The following is a 20,489-nucleotide window of genomic DNA, read 5'->3' on the forward strand; positions in this document are numbered from 1 at the left end:
GTGGTCAGAACCGGTGCACGCCGACCAGGGTGGCGGTGCGTTCGTCGGGCAGTCGCTCCTCCAGCACCCGGCGTTGCAGGTAACAGGCGTGCAGCATCCGCCGGTCGTCGTCGGGGCGCGGGTCGGCGGTGACGATGCCGATGTGGTGGATCCGGCGTCCGGGCCGGGCGAAGAAGTAGAGGTCGCCGGGGCGTTCCGCGCCCAGCGGCACCGGCGTGGTGGCCGTCGCCTGGTCGCTGGCGTCGCGCGGCAGCAGTACGCCGAGCCGCCGCCCGGCCAGGTGGACGAGGCCGGAGCAGTCGATGCCGTACGCCGACACCCCACCCCAGATGTAGACGACGTCGACCAGCCGCTGGGCCACGGCCAGCATCTCGTCGGCCGACGGCGGTGTGGTGGGCACCGGTACGGCATCGTCGCTGGGCAGCCAGAGCGGCTCGGCGTGGCCCGGCGCGTGCACGGGAAGCCAGCCGTCGACCGCCGGCCCGGCGGGGGTCAGCCGGGTGCCGAGCACGACTCCGGGGAGCACCTCGGCGCCGCCCGGGGCGGCGCGCAGGGCGGTGACGGTGGCGTCGACCACGAGCGGGTCGGCGTCGGCGGTGCCGGCGGCCGGGGCGAGCTGCTCGACGGGCAGCCAGCCGGGGTAGCCGTCCGGGTGCAGCCGGGGGGCCGGCTGCTCGACCGCCACCACGTGCGCCCAGCCGTCGGGGCGCAACTCGGTGACGAGCACCCGCTCGCCGAGCAGCAGCTGGGTCAGCACGCAGTCGCCGACCTGCTGGTCGATGTCCATGCCGGAGATCCAGGCGGCGATGTCGGTACGCGTGGCCAGGGCGGGGCCGTCGACGGGTCGTACCGCCTCGGGGCCGCTCCAGAGGGTCGCGACGGCGACCCGGATCACGGCCTCCCGGCCCGGTTGCAGCTCCACGTCCACCCCCAGCTCGCGCCGAATGCCCTCGACCCTATGAAAGTTTTCGACAGGCATCAACTATGAGCCTGCATTTTTACTTCAGTCACGGAGCTGATGCCGAGGCCGGGCGCGTCCGGCAGCACGACGGTCGCACCCTCGTAGCGCAGGCCGCCGCGCACCGGCGACCAGGCCAGCCACCAGGCGGCGTCCAGGTCGGCCACGGCCGTGGTGCCGTAGGCGCCGACCAGGCTCGCGGCGGCGCCGATGCCCACCTGGCTCTCCATCATCGACCCGACGACGGTGCCGAGGCCGTGCGCGGCGGCCAGGTCGAGCAGGGTCCGGGCCGGGTGCAGGCCGCCGCACTTGGCGAGCTTGACGTTGACCATGTCGGCGGCCCGGCGGCGGATCACCTCGACCAGGTCACGGACGCCGAAGACCGACTCGTCGGCGAGGATCGGCACGTCCACCCGGTCGCTGACCCAGGCCAACCCGTCCAGGTCCCAGCGGGCGACCGGCTGTTCGACCAGTTCCACGTCCAGCCCGGCGTCCTCGACGCCCCGGATCACCCGGACCGCCTCGCGCGGAGTCCAGCCCTGGTTGGCGTCGAGCCGGATCCGCACCCCGTTGCCGACGGCGGAGCGCACCGCGCGGACCCGCTCCAGGTCGCCGGCGGCGTCGGTGCCCACCTTCAGCTTGAGCACGCCGAAGCCCTCCGCCCGCCGCTGCCGGGCCGCCGCCGCCAGGTCCACCGCCTCGCCCGCGGCGAGCGTGACGTCCGTGGGCACCCGCAGGGCGGTGCCTCCGAGCAGCCGGACCAGCGGTACGCCGAGCCGCCGAGCCGCCAGGTCGTGCAGCGCGACGTCGACGGCCGCCTTGGCCGCCTCGTTGCCGACGACCACCCGTTGCACCTCCGTGCAGCGGGCCACCAGGTCGTCGGCATCGCGGCCGGTGACCGCCGGGCCGATCAGTTCGCGGACGCACGCCTCGGAACCGGCGACCGACGCCCCGGTCACCTGCCACACCTGTGGCGCCTCGCCGTAGCCGGACCGGCCGTCGGCATCGACCACCTCCACCACCAGGGTCTCCACAGTGGTGGTACGGCGCAGCGCGGTGACGAACGGCGTGTGTAAGGGGGCGGAAAGCCGATGCGTGCGTACCGCGGCGATCGTCATGTGGGGCACCCTATACGGACGCGAGCAGGCGAAGGGGAGGCCGGCATGAGCGAGCGTGGTGAGCGAATCGGCGGGCGCGGGGTGTCTCATGGCGGTACGGAGCGGAGCGGAGGACCGGCATGAGCGAACGGGACTGGGAACTGGTGGGCGCGCCGAACGCGCGGGACCTCGGCGGCCTGGTCGGCGCCGATGGCCGGAAGGTGCGTCCGGGAGTGCTGATCCGCACTCCGGCGCTGGGTCGGCTGATCGACGAGGATCTGCCGGTGCTGGCCAAGCTCGGCCCGGCCTGCGTGGTGGACCTGCGGGACCAGTCGGAGATGGTGGTCGCCCCGCCGGACCGGCTGGCCGGGGAACCGAGGGTGGTGCACCTGCCGGTGCACGACGCCGAGCACCCCGTCTTCACGTACGTCTCGGCGGTGCTGCTCGGGCACGACCTGGGCGCGTACGCGGCGTTGGCGGAGCAGGGCACCCCGGCGGCGATGGCGTCGATCTACCGGTGGTTCGTCAGCGGGGAGTCGGCGCGGGCGAGCTTCGGTGCGGCGGTGCGGTTGGCGGCGGAGGCGGAGAACCTGCCGTTGGTCTACCACTGTTCGGCGGGGAAGGACCGGACCGGCTGGTTGACGGCGTTGCTGCTCGGCGCGCTGGGGGTGGACGAGGCCGCGATCCGGGCGGACTACCTGGCGAACAACCGGCTGACCGAGAGCCTGCGGGAGGTCATCCTGGAGGCGATGCGGCGCCGGATGCCGGGGCTGGACGCCGAGGCGGTGCGGCCGGTGCTGGAGGTGCGTCCGGAGTACCTGGACGCCGCGTACGCGGAGGTGTACCGGGTGCACGGGTCGTTCGGGGCGTACCTGCGCGACGGGCTCGGGGTGACCGACGACGTCCGGGCGGCGCTGCGGGCGCACCTGCTGGAGTGACGGCTCCGACCGTCACAGGTCGTGTCGGGCGGCCCAGGCCGCGGCGGAGACGCCCGCGATCAGCCGGCAGGCGTCGTCCTCGTCCTCGCCGGAGGGGCCGCCGTCGGCGAGGTCGGTGGTGGTGCAGACGACGATCGCGTACGGCGGCGCGTCGCCGGGGAAGACCACCCCCGCGCCGTGCCGCACGCCGCGCACCCAGCCGTTCTTGTGCGCGATGCGGGTGCCCTCGGGCAGCCCGGCGGCCAGGTCCTCGCGGTGTTCCTGGGCGAACAGCACGTCGAGCATGGCGGCGCAGCCGGCGGGCGAGGCGAGCGGGCCCGGGGCGTGTGCGCCGGCGGCCAGCGCGCCGAGCAGCGCGGCCAGGTCGGCGGCGGTGACGAGATTGGTGACGCCCGCCTCGCGGGCGGAGAAGTCCTCGATGCCCCGGCCGGTGACGCTGTGCCGGGCACCGGCGAGCTCCCACACCCGGGCCACGGCGGGCAGTCCGACGTGGTCGATGACCAGGTTGGTGGCGAGGTTGCTGGAGCGGACGATCATCCGGTGGGCGAGCCAGCGCAGCGGCGCTTCGCCGCCGACCCGCTCCCAGACGGCCTCGTCGTTGTCGTAGTGCCGGGCGCAGGAGAACCGGGGCGCGCCGGGCAGCGCCGAGTCGAACTCGTTGCGTACCGGCGCCGGGGTGTCCAGGTCGAGGGTGCCGGCCTCGGCGGCGCGGTGCAGCGCGACGAGCACCGCGGCTTTCATCGTGCTGGCCGCGTAGTGGGACTCGTCGGCGTGCCGGGTCCAGGCGGGGGCGGCGCCGACCCGCCCCAGGTACGCCGACACGGTGCCGGGCACCCCGTCCAGGCGGGCGTCGAGCTGGTCCCAGGTCATGCGGCTGACCGTAGCGGATCGCCGACGGGGCGGCGGGGCGGGGCGATCGGTCATATCGTGCGGGGATGACGGTTGCCGCCTACGACGCGTACGCAGACTGGTACGAGGCGTTCGCCACCGACACCTCCAACGACTACATGACCCAGGTCCGTAGCCGGCTGCGTGACCTGCTGGGCGCGGGCTCCGGCCGCTGCCTCGACCTGTGCTGCGGCACCGGGCTCCAGGCGGCGGAGCTGCGCGCGCTGGGCTGGCATCCGGTCGGGGTCGACCTGTCCGCCGGGCAGCTACGGCACGCCCGGCCACGCCTGCCGGTTGCCCGCGCCGACGCGGCGGCGTTGCCGGTGGCCGACGCCTCGGTGCCGGCGGTGGCGTGTGTGCTGGCCCACACCGACGTGCCGGACTACCCGGCGGTGATCGCCGAGGCCGCGCGGGTGCTCGCGCCCGGCGGGCGGTTCGTCCACGTGGGAGTGCACCCGTGTTTCACCGGGGCGTTCGCCGACCGTTCCGACCGGGAGCGGATCGTGATCGACGGCGGGTACGCCGAGCGGGAGCGCAGCTTCCGGGCCTGGTCGCCGCACGGGGTGCGGGTGCGGGTCGGCGCGTGGCACGTCCCGCTGGCCGACCTGCTCAACGCGGTCACCGACGCCGGCCTGACCTTGGTCCGCACGGCCGAGGCCGGTCTCGGCCCGGTGCCCGACCTGTTCGCCTTCCTCGCCATCCGTCCCGCCTGAACTCCGCGGCACAGCGGCCGGAGCCCGGACCGCGCGGGGCGGTCCGGGCTCCGGGTGGCTGTCGTCGTACGTCAGCCGGCGTGCTTGCGGCGGGCGGCGGCCCGACCACGGGTGGTCTGGTCGAGCACCAGCTTGCGGATCCGGATGGTGGCCGGGGTGACCTCGACGCACTCGTCCTCGCGGCAGAACTCGAGAGCCTGCTCCAGCGACAGCTTGCGCGGCGGGATCAGCTTCTCGGTCTCGTCGGACGAGGACGCCCGCATGTTGGTGAGCTTCTTCTCCTTGGTGATGTTGACGTCCATGTCGTCGGAGCGGGAGTTCTCCCCGACGATCATGCCCTCGTACACCTCGGTGGTCGGCTCGACGAAGAGCTGGCCGCGCTCCTGAAGGTTGATCATGGCGAACGAGGTGACCGCGCCCGACCGGTCGGCGACCAGCGAGCCGTTCTGCCGCGTGCGCAGCTCGCCGAACCACGGCTCGTACGACTCGAAGACGTGGTGCAGGATGCCGGTGCCCCGGGTGTCGGTGAGGAACTCGGTGCGGAAGCCGATCAGGCCCCGGGCCGGGACCAGCCACTCCATCCGGATCCAGCCGGTGCCGTGGTTGACCAGCTGTTCCATCCGGCCCTTGCGGGTGGCGAGGAGCTGGGTGATCGCGCCGAGGTACTCCTCGGGAGAGTCGATGGTGAGCCGCTCGACCGGCTCGCAGGTCTTGCCGTCGATCTCCCGGGTGACGACCTGCGGCTTGCCGACGGTCAGCTCGAAGGACTCGCGGCGCATCTGCTCGACCAGGATGGCCAGCGCCAGCTCGCCACGGCCCTGCACCTCCCAGGCGTCGGGGCGCTCGGTGGGCAGCACCCGCAGCGACACGTTGCCGACCAGTTCCTTGTCGAGCCGGTCCTTGACCATCCGCGCGGTGACCTTGGCGCCCTTGACCCGGCCGACCAGCGGCGAGGTGTTGGTGCCGATGGTCATCGAGATGGCCGGCTCGTCGACGGTGATCAGCGGCAACGGCCGCGGGTCCTCCGCGTCGGCCAACGTCTCACCGATCATGATCTCGGGAATGCCGGCGACGGCGATGATGTCGCCAGGACCCGCCGAGTCGGCCGGCTTGCGCTCCAGGCCCTCGGTCATCAGCAGCTCGGAGATGCGGACCCGCTGGGTGTTGCCGTCGGTGCGGCACCAGGCCACCGTCTGGCCCTTGCTGATGGTGCCCTGCCGCACCCGGCACAGCGCCAGCCGGCCGAGGAACGGGGAGGCGTCGAGGTTGGTGACGTGCGCCTGCAACGGCGCCCCCTCCTCGTACGCGGGCGGCGGGATGGTGTCCAGCAGGGTGCGGAACAGCGGCTCCAGGCTGTTGCTGTCGTCGGGAATGGCGCCGTCGGCGGGCTGGGTCAGCGAGGCGATGCCGTCGCGGGCGCAGGCGTAGACGATCGGGAAGTCGATCTGCGCCTCGTCGGCGTCCAGGTCGAGGAAGAGCTCGTAGGCCTCGTCCACGACCTCCTTGATCCGGGCGTCGGGACGGTCCACCTTGTTGATCACCAGGATGATCGGCATGCGCGCCTTGAGCGCCTTGCGGAGCACGAACCGGGTCTGCGGCAGCGGGCCCTCGCTGGCGTCCACCAGCAGCACCACACCGTCGACCATGGTCAGGCCGCGCTCCACCTCGCCGCCGAAGTCGGCGTGGCCGGGAGTGTCGATGATGTTGATGGTCACCGGGTCGGAGCCGTCGGCCGGCATGTACCGCACGCCGGTGTTCTTGGCCAGGATGGTGATGCCCTTTTCCCGTTCGAGGTCCATCGAGTCCATGACCCGTTCGGTTACCTCGCCGCGGGCGCCGTAGGCGCCGGCCTGCCGCAACATGGCGTCGACCAGGGTCGTCTTACCGTGGTCGACGTGGGCGATGATGGCGACGTTGCGGAGGTCGGTGCGAAGCTGCATACCCTCCATACTCCTGTCTACGGTTGCCGGGGCATGCGTCGGGGTCTCCCCCCAGATGGCCCGGATCTCTGCCGAAACTGATGTTCCGACCGTTTCAGCGCCTGGCATGCTGACCCCCGTGGGAATGGGGGCCCGATGCACGACCTGCTGACCTCGCTACAGGGCCTGCCGCCCCTGCTGATCTATGTGATCGCCGCGATGATCGTCGCGGGGGAGACCGCCGTGATCTTCGGTCTGCTGGTGCCGGGCGAGGCGACCCTGCTGCTGGTCGGTTTCCTAGCGTACGCGGGGACGCTGCGGCTCGCGCCGGCACTGGCAGTGATGATCGTTGCAGCAGTGATCGGCGACACACTGGCGTACCGGTCGGGCCGGCGGCACGGGCCCCGGCTGCGCGCCGGCCGACTGGGCGCCCGGGTGGGTCACGAACGGTGGGGCCGGGCCGACGCGATGCTGGGCCGGCTGGGCGGGCGCGGGGTGTTCACCGCCCGCTGGGTGGCCTTCGCCCGCACCCTGGTGCCTCGGCTGGCGGGGGCGGCCGGCATGCCGTACCGGCGGTTCGCGCCGTGGAACCTGGCCGGGGTGGTGACCTGGGTGGGCGGCTCGGTGCTCGTCGGCAACCTGGCCGGCGAGTCGTACGAGACGGTCTCCCGGCTGCTCGGGCGGGCCACCGGCGCGGTGCTGGTGCTGGTGGTCGCGTTGGTCGCCGTGGTGCTGGCGGGGCGGTGGTTGGGCCGTAACCCGGACCCGGCCAGGGCGCTGGCGGCCCGCGCCGCGGGGCTTCGGCCGGTGCGCTGGCTCAGCGGCCGGTACGGGGTGCTGTTCTTCCTGCTTGCCATGTACGTCGGGCCGGCGTGGACGCTGTTGATCAACCTGGTCGCCGGTCTGCTGCTGCTCTTCGTGGCCGGGCTCGCCATCGCCTGGGTGCTCGGGGCGGTGGTCCGGCACAGCGGGCTGGCGGTGCTCGACGGCGTGATCGCCGACTGGTTCGCCGACCGGCGTACGCCCGGGGCGGTCGACGTCACGCTCGCGGTGGTCTCGGCGCTGCGCGGGTCGTCCCTGATCGTGCTGGTGGCCGTCGTCGCGGCGGTGCTGGCCTGGCGGAACCGGCCCTGGCGGGCGGACCTGCTCAGCGTGGTCGGCACGGTCGGGGCGTTCGTGCCGCTGGTGGTCCTGGCCGTGGTGGTCGACCTGGCCGGGCCGACGGCCGGCGGGCCGGAGGGCCGGGACGCCGCCCTGTTCCCGACGCAGAACGCCGTGGTGGCGGCGAGCCTCTGCACCCTCGCCTGGCTGTTGTCCCGCAGGGCGCGCTGGCCGGTGGCGGTGGCCGCCTGGACCGCCGCGGCGGCCGGGGTGGTCGGCATCGCCGGCGCCCGCCTCTACCTGGGGCTGAGCACCGCCAGCGGCAGTGTCACGGCGGTGCTGCTCGGGGTGGCCTGGACGGCGTTGTTCGTGGTCGCCTGGGCCACCCGCGACAAGGCGGTGGGCGACGACCGGGCGGAGCCCGGCCCGGTGGCGGTCCGCGCCGACGCGTGAGCCGCGGCGTGATCCTGGGCGTCCCGTGTGACCCTGGCGTCCCGCGTGGCCCTGGCCGTCCCGCGTGGGCTGGTGTCCGGCGTGCTCCTGGGCCGTCCCGCGTGGGCCTGGCTGTCCGGCGTAGTCCGGGGCCGCCCGGCGTGATCTTGGGCGTGCGGGATGGTCGTGCGCTGACGGAACTGGGGCCGTGGCGGTGACGCCACGGCCCCAGTTCCGGCGGCCCGGTCAGTCCCGGGCGGTCACCGCCTCGTGTCCCGCCGACGCGTCGGCGTCGCCCTCGGCGGGCTGACGCGCGATCCGTCCGGGCCACCAGAAGCGGTCGCCGAGCGTGAACGCCAGCGCCGGCACCAGGACCGTCCGGACGAGCAGGGTGTCCAGCAGCACGCCGATGCAGACGATGATCCCGATCTGGGTCAGCAGGATCAACGGCAGGACGCCCAGGACGGCGAAGACCGCGGCGAGCAGGACGCCGGCGCTCGTGATGACGCCGCCGGTGACCCGCAGGGCCGAGAGCATGCCGGCCCGGGTGCCGGTGCGCCGGGCGTCCTCGCGGGCCCGGGTGACGAGGAAGATGTTGTAGTCCACGCCGAGCGCCACCAGGAACACGAAGGCGAGCAGCAGGACGCCGCTGTCGAGCGCCGGCATGTCGAGCACGTGGTCGAAGAGCAGCCACGACGCGCCGATGCTGGCGAAGAACGACGCGATCACGGTGAGCACCAGCAGCAGCGGGGCGACCAGGCCGCGCAGCAGCAGCACCAGGACCGCGCCGACGAGCAGCAGGATGATCGGCAGGATCAGCCGCAGGTCCTTGCCGTTGGCCTCGTTCTCGTCGTAGGTGGCCGCGACGGCGCCACCCACCACCGCGCCGTCGAACGCGGGTGCGCCGTCGACCGCGGGCGGCGCGGAACCGGGGATCGCCGCGACCGCGTCCCGCAGCGCCTCGACGGCCCGGTTCGCGGCGTCGGTGCCGGGCTCGGCCTCCAGCACGACGTCGACCTGGGCGACCTGGGCGCCCGCCTCACCGGGACGTGCGGAGGCGACGCCGGGGACGGCCGCGACGGCGTCCGTGACGGCCCGTACCGCCGAGGGCGTGGTGAGCACGGCGACCGGTTGGGTCGTGCCAGCGGGGAAGGACCGGGCGAGGGTCTCCGCGCCGGCGACCGCTTCCGGCTTGACCCGGAACTGCTCGGTCTCGGACAGGCCGGTGCGGATGCCGAGCCCACCGAGGGCGAGCCCGGCGAGCAGCAGCGTCGCGAGCAGCGCGACCGGTGCGGGACGGCGCTCGACGGCGGCACCGAGCCGGCCCCACAGCCGGCCCTCGCGGACCTCGCCGCCGACCCGGGGCACGAACGGCCAGAACAGGCCGCGACCGAAGGTCACCAGTACCGCCGGGAGGACGAACAGCGCCGAGAGCATGGCGAGGATGACGCCCGTCGCGCAGGCGATGGCGAGGGCGCGGTTGAGCTCCTGCTCGGACAGCAGCAGGGTGAGCACGCCGAGGACGACGGTGGAGCCGCTGGCGAGGATGGGCTCGGCGGTACGGCGCAGCGCGGCGCGCATCGCCACGAAGCGGTCCTCCTCGCGGCGCAGTTCCTCGCGGTAGCGGGCGATGATCAGCAGGGCGTAGTTGGTGGCGGCGCCGAAGACGAGGACGCTGGCGATGCCGGTGACGGCGCCGCCGGGCAGGTTGATGCCGAACGCCGGGACGACCGTTTCGAGGGCCCGTAGGGTGAGCTGCTCCGTCGCCGCGACGACGACGAGCGGCACGATCCAGAGGAACGGGCTGCGGTAGGTGATGAGCAGCAGCAGCGCCACGACCGCGGCGGTGACGGCGAGCAGCGTGGTGTCGGCGCCGTCGAAGACCTTGGTCAGGTCGGTGGCGAACGCGGGCCCGCCGGTCACCTCCACGGTGAGGGTGCCGGGCGTGTCGTCCAGGGACGCGCGGAGCTGGTCGATCCGGCCCGCGATCTCTTCCTGCCCGCCGCCGGTGGAGAGCGGTACGGCGACGAGCGCGACGGCACCGTCGGGGGAGACCTGCGGCGGGCTGACCCGTCCGCCGACGGCGAACTGGCCGAGGTCGCCGGACCGGTCGGTGACCGCCTGGCGGTCGGCCTCGGTGAGCGGGCCGCCGTCGGTGCGGCTGACGACGACGATCGCGGCCTGGACGTCGCGGGAGGGCAGTTGATCCTGGAGGCGCTCCACCTGGGTCGACTGCCACTGCGCGGACAGGCCGGTGGAGGACACGGGCGCCGGGTTGTCGGGCTTGGGTAGCCCGAAGACGGCCGCGCCGAAGACGATCGCGGCGACCACGGTGAGCCACGCGGCGAGCCGTCCGCGTGCCACGCGGGTGAACACTGACATCGGTTGCCTCACGGTCTCTCGACGGGATTCCTTCGACGTTCAGACCTCGCGAACGACGCAACATGACGAACGTCGAGTATCTCGATAAACGAGATTATCGACTGCTGAGTTATGCTGCAACCGGAACGGACGGCAGGAGGAAGCGACCGACGTGACAGGTCACGGCATGTACCGGCGGCGCGACACGCACCGCGATCGGCTGGTCGCCCAGATCACGGCCGAGCTGCGGCGCTACTCGGTCGACGCGCAGCACATCGGGCACGCCTTCGCCGGCCTGCACGGGCTCAACGCCACCGACCTACAGGCGCTGATCGCGGTGATGGACGCCGAGCTGTTCGGCCAGCCGATCACCCCCGGCCGCCTCGGCGAGCAGCTCAACCTCTCCTCCGGTTCGGTCACCGCCCTGATCGATCGACTGGAGCGCGCCGGGCACATCCGCCGTGACCGCGACACCGCCGACCGGCGGAAGGTCTTCCTGCACTACGCCGAGCGGGGCGCCGCGCTGGCCGTGGAGTTCTTCCGCCCCCTGGGCCGGCGCACCGACGAGGTGATGGCCGGCTTCAGCGACGATGAGCTGGAGGTGGTGCAGCGGTTCATGGCCGCGATGACCACCTCGATGGGGGAGCACCGCGACGCGGTGCGCGCCGCCCGGGACGAGCCGGCCCGGCGCGCGAACGGGTGACGTGGTGATCGACCGGTTGGCGACCCGCCTCGCCACCGCCGCGCTGCGGTTGCCGCCCGCACGCACCCGTCGGGTCACCCTCAGCCGGGACATCCCGGTGCGGGTGCGCGACGGCGTGCCGCTGCGTACCGACCACTACGCCCCGGACCTGCCCGACACGCCCACCGTGCTGATCCGCACCCCGTACGGGCGGGGCGGGCCGATGCGGCTGCTCGGCCGGATCGTGGCCGAACGCGGTTACCACGTGGTGATCCAGTCCTGCCGCGGCACGTTCGGCTCGGGCGGCACGTTCGCCCCGCTGGTGCACGAGCGCGAGGACGGCTTCGACACTCTCGACTGGCTGCGCCGCCAGCCCTGGTGGTCCGGCGCGTTCGGCATGTTCGGCGCCAGCTACCAGGGCTTCGTGCAGTGGGCCCTCGCCGCCGACGCCGGAGAGGAACTGCGCGCGATGGTCGCGGTGGCGACCGCCTCGGGCACCCGCGACTCGACGTACGCCGGAGAGTCCTTCGCCCTGGACACCGTGCTCACCTGGGCCGAGCTGCTCCAGGCGCAGACCGTGCCGTGGCTGGCCCGGCAGTGGGAACTCAAGCGCGGCCAGCCCCGGCTGGTCGCGGCGCTGGCCCACCTGCCGCTGGCCGAGGCGGACCGGGTGGCCACCGGCGTCACCGTGCCGTTCTTCCAGGAGTGGCTGCGCCACCACACCCCGGACGCCGACTACTGGCGTACGCGCGTCTTCGGCGACCGGATCGCCGAGGTCCACGCGCCGGTGGCGATGGTGAGCGGCTGGCACGACATCTTCCTGCCGGCCCAGTTGCGTGACTTCGTGGCGCTGCGCGCGGCCGGGGCCCGTCCCCGGCTGACCGTCGGGCCGTGGACCCATGGCAGCCCCGGGCTCCTCCTCGCCGCGCTACGCGACGGGCTGGACCACCTCGACGAGCACCTCGCCGGGCGGCGCCCGGGGCTGCGGACCGGCACCGGTCCGACCACCCCGGTGCGGGTGCACGTCGGCGGCGCGGGCGGCGGCTGGCGGGACCTGCCCGACTGGCCGCCCCCGTCGGTGCCGACCCCGTGGCACCTGCACCCGGACGGCGGGCTGAGCCCCGCCGCGCCGGTCCCGTCGGCGCCGGACGGCTTCCACTACGACCCGGCTGACCCGACGCCCTCGCTCGGTGGCCCGCTGCTCGTCGCCCAGCGGGCCGGGCCGGTGGACAACCGCCCGGTCGAGGCCCGGCCCGACGTGCTCACCTTCACCAGCATCCCGCTCGATGTGCCCGTCGAGGTGATCGGCCCGGTACGCGCCGAGATCCATCTGCGCAGCGAGCTGTCCCACCTGGACGTCTTCGTGCGACTGTGCGACGTGGACCGGCGCGGCCGGTCCTGGAACGTCTGCGACGGGCTGGTCCGGGTCGCGCCCGACCGGTTCCCCGCCGACGCCACGGGCGTGGTGCGCGTACCGGTGGAGACCTGGCCCACGGCACACCGGTTCGCGGCGGGGCACCGGCTGCGGGTGCAGGTCTCCGGCGGCGCCCATCCCCGCTACGCGCGCAACCCCGGCACCGGCGAACCTCTCGGCGCAGCCGTTACCCTGCGTGCCGGATGGCGGGAGGTCCTGCATGATCCGCAGTGTCCGTCCGCAGTGGTCCTGCCGATCATGCCACCTGTCACGCAGCTTTCCGTTGGCCGAAAAAACCCCTCCTGAGCTGGGCATTCATTCATCGATGGGGTTATCGTTGGGCCAACGCCCGACGCTGTGCACCACTCGGTCGGGCCTGCGTGTGAGGCTCCCACATCGCCTACGCGGTGTCACCGTCATGCCCGGCCCCCGACCCATACAAGGGGGAACCCATGACGCGGGCACCGGGAAACCTGCTGACCGTCCGCCGCCTGCTGCTCGACCACCTCAACGTCGACCCCGACACCTCGCGCGATCAGGACCTCGAACCCGCCGAGGTCGGCATCGTCGGCGACCCCGCCCACCGGGGCGGCTACCACTGCGGTTCCGACCGGGTGGTGACCAGGGACTACTCCGTCGTCGAGTCGACTCGGGACTCCGCCGGGCTGACCCTCGACGCGGCCGCTCTCGACGTCGGCTTCTTCGAGGTCCGCGCCGCGGGTGGAAGACACGACCTTCGCAGCTTCTCCGCCTGGTGTGTCGCGCAGTGCGTCGCCGGCACCTCGGACAGCCGAGACATTCGGGAGATCATCTACTCCCCGGACGGCAGGGTGGTCCGGCGGTGGGACCGCCTGCGCAAACGCACGAGCGGCGACAACTCCCACCTGTGGCACACCCACTTCAGCTTCTTCCGTGACTCGATCAAGGCGAACCGGGACCAGACCCCGCTGTTCCGCCGTTACCTGAGCACCATCGGACTCCTGGAGGACGGCATGGACCGTAGTGAGTTCCTCGGACACTTCAAGGCCGCACTGGCCGACCCGAACATCGCCCCCCTGCTGCGGGCGATCCCCTGGCAGTACGTCGGCGGTGGCATCCCCAGGGACATGTCCACCCTCAACGTGCTGAACGAGATGCTCACGCTGAGCCGGACGACCGCGGCGCAGGTCGGCGGCGACCTTGTCGACGAGGACGCGATCGTCACCGGGGTGGTCGCCGGCCTGGACCCGGCGGGCCTGGCCGAGCGGATCGCCGCCGCGCTCCCCGCCGACCAGGCCAAACAGGTCGCCGACGAGCTGGCCCGCCGCCTGGTCGACTGACCAGCCCGCACCCGGCGGCCGACAGATCCGGCAACGACAGTTGCGCAATACCTGTTGCGCAACTGTCGTTGCCGATGTCACGCTGTCCGGTATGACGAATCCCGACGTACGCCACGTGACCGACTCGCGGGTGCTCGCCGCGTTGTCCCATCCGCTGCGCCGCCGGTTGATGGACGTGCTCAAGGTGCACGGCCCGTCGACCGTCGGCCAGCTCGCCGAGCGGACCGGTCAGGCGCCGGCGAACACCAGCCACCACCTCAAGGTGCTGGCCGGCGCCGAACTGGTCGAGGAAGCGCCCGAACTGGCCCGTGACCGGCGGGAACGGTGGTGGCGCCTGGTCACCCGCGGGGTCCGGTGGTCCCAGTCCGACTTCGACGCCGACCCCGCCGCACGGGCCGTAGCCGACGCTGCCACCTCGCTCAACCTGGACCGGCACGTCGCCCTCGCCCGGGCCTGGCAGGCCACCGACGACCCCAGCCGGGCCGCCTGGGGGGAGGGCCCGTTCTCCACCGACCGGTGGCTGCGCCTGACGCCGGAGGAACTGGCCGAGCTGGGCAGCGAGATGAACGACCTGCTCGCCCGGTGGGCCGAGCGGGACGTGCCCGACGACGGGCGGCAGCGCGAGCCGGTCTTCCTGTTCGCCTACGGCGTCCCGGCCACGCCGTGACGCCGCCCGCCCGCGCAACCCCGTCGACGCGGACCGCCCACGCCACGCCCGCGCCGACCGCCACGCCCCGTGGCGGGCTGCTGCGGCACCGGGACTTCCGGCTGCTCTGGGCCGGCCAGACCGCCAGCGCCGTCGGTAGCAATGTCACCGCCGTCGCGCTGCCCCTGGTCGCGGTGACCGTGCTCGACGCCAGCACCTTCGTCGTCGCGGTGCTGACCGCCGCAGCCTGGCTGCCGTGGCTGCTCGTCGGTCTGCCGGCCGGCGCCTGGGTGGACCGGCTGCCGCGTCGGCCCGTGATGATCGTCTGCGACCTGGCTTCCGCGCTGCTGTTCCTCAGCGTGCCCGTCGCCGCCGCGATCGGCGCGCTCACCGTGACGCAGTTGCTCGTGGTGGCGCTGGGCGCCGGCCTGGCCCGGGTCTTCTTCGAGACGGCCGACCAGGTCTACCTGCCCGTGCTGCTGCGCCGCGAGCAGGTGCCCGAGGGCAACGCGAAACTCCAGGCCACCCAGACGGCGAGTTATGTGCTCGGCCCCGGTCTCGCCGGTGTGACCGCGCAGCTCGCCGGCGCCGTCACCGCGCTGCTGCTCGACGCGCTGAGTTTCCTCTTCTCCGCCGCGTGTCTGCTCCGCATCCGCACCGTCGAACCCCGTCCCGAGCACGCGGGGCGCTCCCGGTCGCTGCGACGGGAGATCGGCGAGGGGCTCCGGTTCGTCGCCCGGGACCCGTACCTGCGGGTGCTCACCGCCTTCGGGGCGGCCAGCAACGTCGGGCTGGTCGGCTACCAGGCGGTCCTGGTGGTCTTCCTGGTCCGGGAGGCGCGACTCGCGCCGGCCTCGGTGGGCGCGCTGGTCGCGGCGATGAGTCTCGGCGGCATCGTCGGCGCGCTGCTGGCCACCACACTCGGCCGGCGACTCGGCTCCGCCCGGGCCATGTTCCTGGCGGCGGCGTTCACCGGACCGCCGGCGTTGCTCATCCCGCTCGCCGGGCCCGGCGAGCAGCTCGCCCTGCCGGCGATCGGGGGGATGCTGGTCAGCTTCGGGGTGGCCGTCGGGAACGTGCTCAAGGGCAGCTTCCGGCAGACCTACACCCCGCACCAACTGCTGGGCCGCGTCACGGTGAGCATGCACATGCTCAACTACGGCACGATCCCGCTGGCTGCGGTGCTGGCCGGGGCGGTCGGCTCGGCGTACGGAGCCGGCACCGCGATCGCGGTGATGACAGGCTGGCTGGCGCTCACCCCGGCGATCCTGCTGATCGGGCCGCTACGGCAGCGACGGGACCTGCCCGTCGCGCCGAAGCTGCCCTGAGACGCGCTGCGGCGGCGGCCGTCAACCGGCCGCCGCCACCGGCACGGATCTACAGAGGACGGACGTTGTCCGCCTGCGGACCCTTCTGCCCCTGGGTCACCTCGAACTCGACCTTCTGGCCCTCGTTCAGCTCCCGGTAACCACTCGACGCGATGGCCGAGTAGTGGACGAATACGTCCGGCCCTCCGCCGTCCTGCTCGATGAAGCCGAAGCCCTTTTCCGAGTTGAACCACTTAACCGTGCCGGTTGCCATGCATCTCTCCCTGTTCCAAAGCGGGTGACCCTCGGTCTTCGACCGATGATCGCCCGGTGCTACCCCGAGAGTAGCTGGCCAAACCCGGATCCGCTGGCCGAAGTGCCGCAGGTAATGCGGTGAACTCTCGGCGCGGGCGACGCGAATGCCGGGCGGTGCCCACCGACCTGCGGCATGCTTGCCCCGATGAGGGGTGCCACAGCCGACGCGCTGACCGAGCTGGAGCAGGAAATCGACGCTCCGGGCGGCGGGCTGGACCGGCTCCGGCTGGTGCCGATCCCGTTCGTCCCCGAGGTCCGGCTACACCTGGCCGAGGACGCCATCGTCTGGTGGGCCCGGATGGAGGCGTACGCCGGGCACGCCCTGCCCGCGCCGTACTGGGCCTCGGTCTGGGCCGGCGGCCAGGCCCTCGCCCGTCACCTGCTGGACCACCCCGAACTCGCGGCCGGACGCCGGGTGCTCGACCTCGCCGCCGGGTCCGGCCTGGTGGCGGTCGCCGCCGCGCTCGCCGGCGCCGAGCGGGTGGTCGCCAACGACATCGATCCGTACGCGGTCGCGGCGGTGACCGTCAACGCCCGGGCCAACCGTGTGACGGTGGCGGCCACCGGCGGCGACCTGCTCGACTCCGACCCAGACGAGGTGGACCTGCTGGTGGCCGGGGACGTGCTCTACGACCCGATGATGGCCGCGCGGGTGCTGCCCTTCCTGCAACGTGCCGCCGCCACGGGCGCCGACGTGCTGATCGGCGACCCCGGGCGGGGCCACCTGCCGCCGGGCGTGTTGACGGCGGTGGCGAGCTACCCCGTGCCGACCACCGAGCCCTCCGTCGACTCGTCCATGCGCCGGGTACAGGTGCTGCGCCCCCGGTGACCACGGGGCTCTCAGGGTCGACCCCGAGACCGATACCAGGGGGCGGTGGGGGAACGGACCCGATGCCCGGGGTGGCCGGGCGGCCATAGCGTACGGGGCATGTCGGATTGGCTGACCCAGCTCGGAGAGCTCCCCACCACCCTGCTCATGGGGGTGCTCGGGGTGGTGATGCTCTTCGACGCCGTACCACTGCTCGGGGTGTTGGTCCCCGGCGACGTGGCGATCCTGGCCGCGATGGGGGTCGGCGGCCCGACCACCGGCGTCGTCACCTTCGCGGTCGTGGTGGCCGGCTGCCTCGCCGGCTGGTCGCTGAGCTTCCTCGCCGGCCGCCGCTTCGGCGACCGCCTGCGGCGCAGCCGCTTCGGCGACTGGATCGGCGAGGAGCGCTGGGCGGCGGCGGAGGGAATCCTCCAGCGCGGGGGCGGCCGGATGGTGGTGGTCGCGCCCTTCCTACCGGTGTTCAACGCGCTGCTGCCGCTGGCGGCGGGCGGGCTGCGGATGTCGTACCCGCGCTTCCTCGGCTGCGCGACGCTCGGCGCGGCTGCCTGGGCCGGTCTCTACCTGGCGCTGGGCACCGCCTCGCGGTCGCTGACCGGGCTGCTGCCGGGGGAGTCCAGCCCGATGCTGGTCACCATGGCGGTCGGCGTGCTGCTGGCGGGTGTGGTGCTGATGGGCACCCGGCGCCGACTGCGCGCGGTCACCGGGGCCTGACCTGAGCCAGAGGGGGGCCGACGGGGGGAGCGGGGCCGGGCGCGGATCGCGCCCGGCCCCGCTGACGGTCACCAGCCGCGGGCGCGCCACTGGGGCAACGCGGGGCGTTCCGCGCCGAGCGTGCTGTCCTTGCCGTGACCCGGGTAGAACCAGGTCTCGTCGGGCAACCGGTCGAAGAGCTTGTGCTCGACGTCGTCGATGAGCGCGGCGAACCGATCCGGGTCCTTGTCGGTGTTGCCAATTCCACCCGGAAAGAGGCTGTCGCCGGTGAACAGGTGCGGGGTGCCCGCCGGGTCGCGGTAGAGCAGCGCGATCGAGCCGGGGGTGTGCCCCTTGACGTGGATGACCTCCAGCGCGCACCCGCCGACCGGCACGCTGTCACCGTCGGCGAGTGTCCCGGCCTCGATCGGCAGACCGGCCGCGTCGTCGGCGTGCACCAGCGGGCGGGCGCCCGTCTTGGCGACCACCTCCTCCAGCGCCACCCAGTGGTCCATGTGCTGGTGGGTGGTGACCACGGTGGTCAGCCCCGCGTCGCCCACCAGTTCGAGCAGCCGGGGCGCCTCGTTGGCGGCGTCGATCAGCACCTGCTCGCCGGTGGCCCGGCAACGCAGCAGGTAGGCGTTGTTGTCCATCGGGCCCACCGACACCTTGGTGATGGTGAGCTGGTCGAGCTCGCGTACGGCCGGCGTACCGCCGGGCGTGACGTCTCCGCTGTAGGTCATGAGGTCGTCTATATCCATTCCGGTGGTTGCGGCAGGGAGCCGTCGGGGGTGACGGCCAGCACGGTGCCGGGGCTGCGGCCGATCAGCCAGGCGGCGAGTTCGGGGGCGGCGCCGGTGACCGTGGGCGCGGCGGTCCGGTCGCCGACGACCAGTTCGTGTCTGCTGCCGTCGAAGCGCAGCACCATCGGCGGTACGTCGGAGCGGTCGGCGAGGTCGGCGGCCACCTCGTGCAGCAGCCGGTGGCCGAACGCCTCGGTCCAGTCGTTCGGCCGGTAGCCGGCGTCGAGGTCCACGTGGTGCACCTCGATCTCGCGCAGCCGGCCCCAGACCAGCATGGCCGCCGGCCAGGGGCCGCGCCGCGTCTGAACCGTGGCCGCCCAGGCCTCGACCGGCATCGCGGCGACCGCCTCGGCGAACCGGTCGGCTGAGCGGCGTAGGTCGTCCAGGTGGGCGTCGGGCGGTCGGGCGGCGCCGGCCTCGATGTCGGCGTCCCGGGCGGTGGCTGAGGCGTACATCGGGATCGGCTCGCCGGTGCGGGCCGCGGTGAGCAGATTGACGAAGCCGTCGGCGTTGCGGGCCAGATGAGCCAGGACGTGCCCCCGGCTCCAGGCTGGCAGCAGCGACGCGGCGGCGAGGCCGGTGTCGTCGAGGGCGGCCGTGGTCCGCAGCAGACGGTCCGTGGCCGCGTCCACCTCGCCCGTCAGCAGAAGCGGATCCATGGTCACCCACCGACCCTATCCGCCGGTCGGCCCCGCGTCGCCGGGGAAATCGCTTTCGGCGCGTCGCGGCGCGTCCTACCGTCGGCATCGAACGCGGCACCGGGACGACGGGGAGGTGGTGGTGACCATGCCGGTAGCAGCACGTGCGTCAACCGCTCCGACACCGATGAGGATGCCATGACCATCGACCTGACCGCCCTCGGCTGGGACGCCGACCGGGCGGCACACGCACGACGACGCGGCGGGCACCGGCCGGGCCGGGTGGCCCGGGTGGACCGCGGGGTCTGCACCGTGCTCTGCGCGGACGGCCCGGTCCGCGCCACCCTGGGCGGGGCGGTCCTGGCCGCCGCCGCCCGCGACCTGACCCGGCTGCCCTGCGCGGGGGACTGGGTGCTGCTGGGCACCTGGCCCGACCGCAACGTCACCGTGGAGGCGGTGCTGCCACGGCGCACCGCCCTCGTCCGGCGGACCGCCGGCAAGGATGCCAGCGGCCAGGTGCTGGCCGCCAACCTCGACGCCGCCGCCGTGGTGGAGCCGGTGCACCCCGAGCCGGACGTGGGCCGGATCGAGCGGCTGCTCTCCCTGGCGCACGAGTCCGGCGCCCGGCCGCTGGTCGTGCTCACCAAGGCCGACCTGGCGGCCGACCCGGAGGCCGTCGCGCGCCAGCTCGCCGGGGTCGCCCCGGGAGTGCCGGTGCTGGCCGTCAGCGCCGAGCGCGGCACCGGGCTCGACCCGCTGCGCGCCGAAGTGGCGCCCGGCCGCACGCTCGGCCTGCTCGGCCCGTCCGGCGCCGGCAAGTCGAGCCTGGTCAACGCGCTGGCCGGGGCGGCGCTGATGCCCACCCAGGCGATCCGGCGGGTCGACGGCAAGGGCCGGCACACCACCACCTGGCGGGCGCTGCTCCCGGTGCCCGGTGGTGGCGCGGTGCTGGACACCCCGGGGGTGCGGGCGGTCGGCCTGCTGGACGGCTCGGCGGGGCTGGACCGGGCGTTCGCCGACATCGCCGAGCTGGCCACCGGCTGCCGGTACGCCGACTGCGGGCACGACGGTGAACCGGCCTGCGCGGTACGTGAGGCACTGGAGAGCGGCGAGCTGCCGGCACGTCGCTGGGAGAGCTGGCGGCGGTTGCAGCGGGAGGTGGCGTACGAGAGCCGACGCAGGGAGACACGGCTGGCCGCGGCGCGGCGTGGCGGCTGGCGCTCCGGCCGGCGGCGGACCGCCCGCCCCTGACGGGTACGCGCGGGCGGGGTCGGCCAAGGCCGGCTCCGCCCGCTTCTGTGCGTGCCGCCCTCTGCGTGCGGCGGACCGGCCTGAGCTGGGGGAACGTGCCGGCGGGGGAAAGTGTCGTACCTCGGGGCTAGAGTTGCCGAGGCGCCTTTCTGCGTGCCCACAACCACTCAAACAGCCGCTCAGACACC

The 20,489-nt window shown here is 73.6% G+C and carries 19 protein-coding genes; 11 read left to right on the top strand and 8 right to left on the bottom strand.

The window, feature by feature from the left end; genetic code table 11:
- Positions 1 to 4 precede the first annotated feature (4 nt).
- Positions 5 to 979, bottom strand: a complete 975-nt coding sequence (locus GA0070608_RS19015) for a C40 family peptidase (protein ID WP_245715836.1) — start codon at positions 977 to 979, stop codon at positions 5 to 7.
- The gene (locus GA0070608_RS19020) at positions 979 to 2,076 is read right to left on the bottom strand and encodes a mandelate racemase/muconate lactonizing enzyme family protein (RefSeq protein WP_091629933.1); all 1,098 of its coding nucleotides are present in this window, start codon (positions 2,074 to 2,076) and stop codon (positions 979 to 981) included. The genes GA0070608_RS19015 and GA0070608_RS19020 overlap by 1 nt, the downstream gene beginning before the upstream one ends.
- Before the next feature lie 119 nt (positions 2,077 to 2,195).
- On the opposite strand from GA0070608_RS19020, the gene GA0070608_RS19025 reads away from it, so the two are divergent.
- The gene (locus GA0070608_RS19025) at positions 2,196 to 2,993 is read left to right on the top strand and encodes a tyrosine-protein phosphatase (RefSeq protein WP_091629934.1); all 798 of its coding nucleotides are present in this window, start codon (positions 2,196 to 2,198) and stop codon (positions 2,991 to 2,993) included.
- Positions 2,994 to 3,005: 12 nt separating this feature from the next.
- Here the strand turns inward: GA0070608_RS19025 and GA0070608_RS19030 are convergent, their stop codons facing one another.
- A complete protein-coding gene (locus GA0070608_RS19030) occupies positions 3,006 to 3,863 on the bottom strand; it encodes a serine hydrolase (RefSeq protein WP_091629935.1) in 858 nt (285 codons plus the stop codon).
- Between the two features lie 65 nt (positions 3,864 to 3,928).
- Between GA0070608_RS19030 and GA0070608_RS19035 the strand changes: the two genes are divergently transcribed.
- Positions 3,929 to 4,594: a class I SAM-dependent methyltransferase gene (locus tag GA0070608_RS19035; RefSeq protein WP_091629936.1), complete on the top strand. Its 666-nt coding sequence runs from the start codon at positions 3,929 to 3,931 to the stop codon at positions 4,592 to 4,594.
- A gap of 71 nt (positions 4,595 to 4,665) precedes the next feature.
- On the opposite strand, the gene typA is transcribed toward GA0070608_RS19035, so the two are convergent.
- Positions 4,666 to 6,534, bottom strand: coding sequence for a translational GTPase TypA (gene typA / locus GA0070608_RS19040; protein WP_091629937.1), 1,869 nt, complete (start codon positions 6,532 to 6,534; stop codon positions 4,666 to 4,668).
- A 135-nt stretch (positions 6,535 to 6,669) separates the two neighbouring features.
- Between typA and GA0070608_RS19045 the strand changes: the two genes are divergently transcribed.
- A complete protein-coding gene (locus GA0070608_RS19045; protein ID WP_091629938.1) occupies positions 6,670 to 8,067 on the top strand; it encodes a DedA family protein in 1,398 nt (465 codons plus the stop codon).
- Positions 8,068 to 8,292: 225 nt separating this feature from the next.
- On the opposite strand, the gene GA0070608_RS19050 is transcribed toward GA0070608_RS19045, so the two are convergent.
- Positions 8,293 to 10,428: an MMPL family transporter gene (locus tag GA0070608_RS19050; protein ID WP_091629939.1), complete on the bottom strand. Its 2,136-nt coding sequence runs from the start codon at positions 10,426 to 10,428 to the stop codon at positions 8,293 to 8,295.
- Positions 10,429 to 10,594: 166 nt separating this feature from the next.
- Between GA0070608_RS19050 and GA0070608_RS19055 the strand changes: the two genes are divergently transcribed.
- The 5 genes from GA0070608_RS19055 (at position 10,595) to GA0070608_RS19075 (ending at position 15,796) form a co-directional block, all read left to right on the top strand.
- Entirely contained in the window at positions 10,595 to 11,110 is a 516-nt protein-coding gene (locus GA0070608_RS19055; RefSeq protein WP_091629940.1) for a MarR family winged helix-turn-helix transcriptional regulator, read from the top strand.
- 4 nt (positions 11,111 to 11,114) lie between these two features.
- Positions 11,115 to 12,809, top strand: a complete 1,695-nt coding sequence (locus tag GA0070608_RS19060; protein ID WP_091635499.1) for a CocE/NonD family hydrolase — start codon at positions 11,115 to 11,117, stop codon at positions 12,807 to 12,809.
- 146 nt (positions 12,810 to 12,955) lie between these two features.
- Positions 12,956 to 13,822, top strand: coding sequence for a hypothetical protein (locus tag GA0070608_RS19065; protein ID WP_091629941.1), 867 nt, complete (start codon positions 12,956 to 12,958; stop codon positions 13,820 to 13,822).
- 91 nt (positions 13,823 to 13,913) lie between these two features.
- Complete coding sequence (locus GA0070608_RS19070; RefSeq protein ID WP_091629942.1) at positions 13,914 to 14,489, top strand: ArsR/SmtB family transcription factor; 576 nt, start codon at positions 13,914 to 13,916, stop codon at positions 14,487 to 14,489.
- Entirely contained in the window at positions 14,486 to 15,796 is a 1,311-nt protein-coding gene (locus GA0070608_RS19075) for an MFS transporter (RefSeq protein WP_218107526.1), read from the top strand. Before GA0070608_RS19070 ends, GA0070608_RS19075 begins: the two co-directional genes overlap by 4 nt.
- A gap of 49 nt (positions 15,797 to 15,845) precedes the next feature.
- On the opposite strand, the gene GA0070608_RS19080 is transcribed toward GA0070608_RS19075, so the two are convergent.
- Positions 15,846 to 16,049: a cold-shock protein gene (locus GA0070608_RS19080; protein ID WP_088961229.1), complete on the bottom strand. Its 204-nt coding sequence runs from the start codon at positions 16,047 to 16,049 to the stop codon at positions 15,846 to 15,848.
- 186 nt (positions 16,050 to 16,235) lie between these two features.
- Between GA0070608_RS19080 and GA0070608_RS19085 the strand changes: the two genes are divergently transcribed.
- Together GA0070608_RS19085 and GA0070608_RS19090 are read left to right on the top strand one after the other, a co-directional pair.
- Positions 16,236 to 16,919, top strand: a complete 684-nt coding sequence (locus GA0070608_RS19085) for a class I SAM-dependent methyltransferase (RefSeq protein WP_411970717.1) — start codon at positions 16,236 to 16,238, stop codon at positions 16,917 to 16,919.
- 99 nt (positions 16,920 to 17,018) lie between these two features.
- The gene (locus GA0070608_RS19090; protein ID WP_091629944.1) at positions 17,019 to 17,630 is read left to right on the top strand and encodes a DedA family protein; all 612 of its coding nucleotides are present in this window, start codon (positions 17,019 to 17,021) and stop codon (positions 17,628 to 17,630) included.
- A gap of 68 nt (positions 17,631 to 17,698) precedes the next feature.
- On the opposite strand, the gene GA0070608_RS19095 is transcribed toward GA0070608_RS19090, so the two are convergent.
- Together GA0070608_RS19095 and GA0070608_RS19100 are read right to left on the bottom strand one after the other, a co-directional pair.
- Positions 17,699 to 18,352: an MBL fold metallo-hydrolase gene (locus GA0070608_RS19095; protein ID WP_091629945.1), complete on the bottom strand. Its 654-nt coding sequence runs from the start codon at positions 18,350 to 18,352 to the stop codon at positions 17,699 to 17,701.
- 8 nt (positions 18,353 to 18,360) lie between these two features.
- A complete protein-coding gene (locus GA0070608_RS19100; protein WP_091629946.1) occupies positions 18,361 to 19,077 on the bottom strand; it encodes a maleylpyruvate isomerase family mycothiol-dependent enzyme in 717 nt (238 codons plus the stop codon).
- Positions 19,078 to 19,248: 171 nt separating this feature from the next.
- Here GA0070608_RS19100 and rsgA point away from each other — a divergent pair, with 171 nt between their 5' ends.
- Positions 19,249 to 20,301 carry a ribosome small subunit-dependent GTPase A gene (gene rsgA, locus GA0070608_RS19105; RefSeq protein ID WP_091629947.1) on the top strand — a complete coding sequence of 351 codons (1,053 nt, stop codon included), beginning with the start codon at positions 19,249 to 19,251 and terminating at the stop codon, positions 20,299 to 20,301.
- The last annotated feature ends 188 nt before the right edge of the window (positions 20,302 to 20,489 follow it).

It is taken from the genome of Micromonospora peucetia (genome assembly GCF_900091625.1).
Lineage (GTDB): Bacteria > Actinomycetota > Actinomycetes > Mycobacteriales > Micromonosporaceae > Micromonospora > Micromonospora peucetia.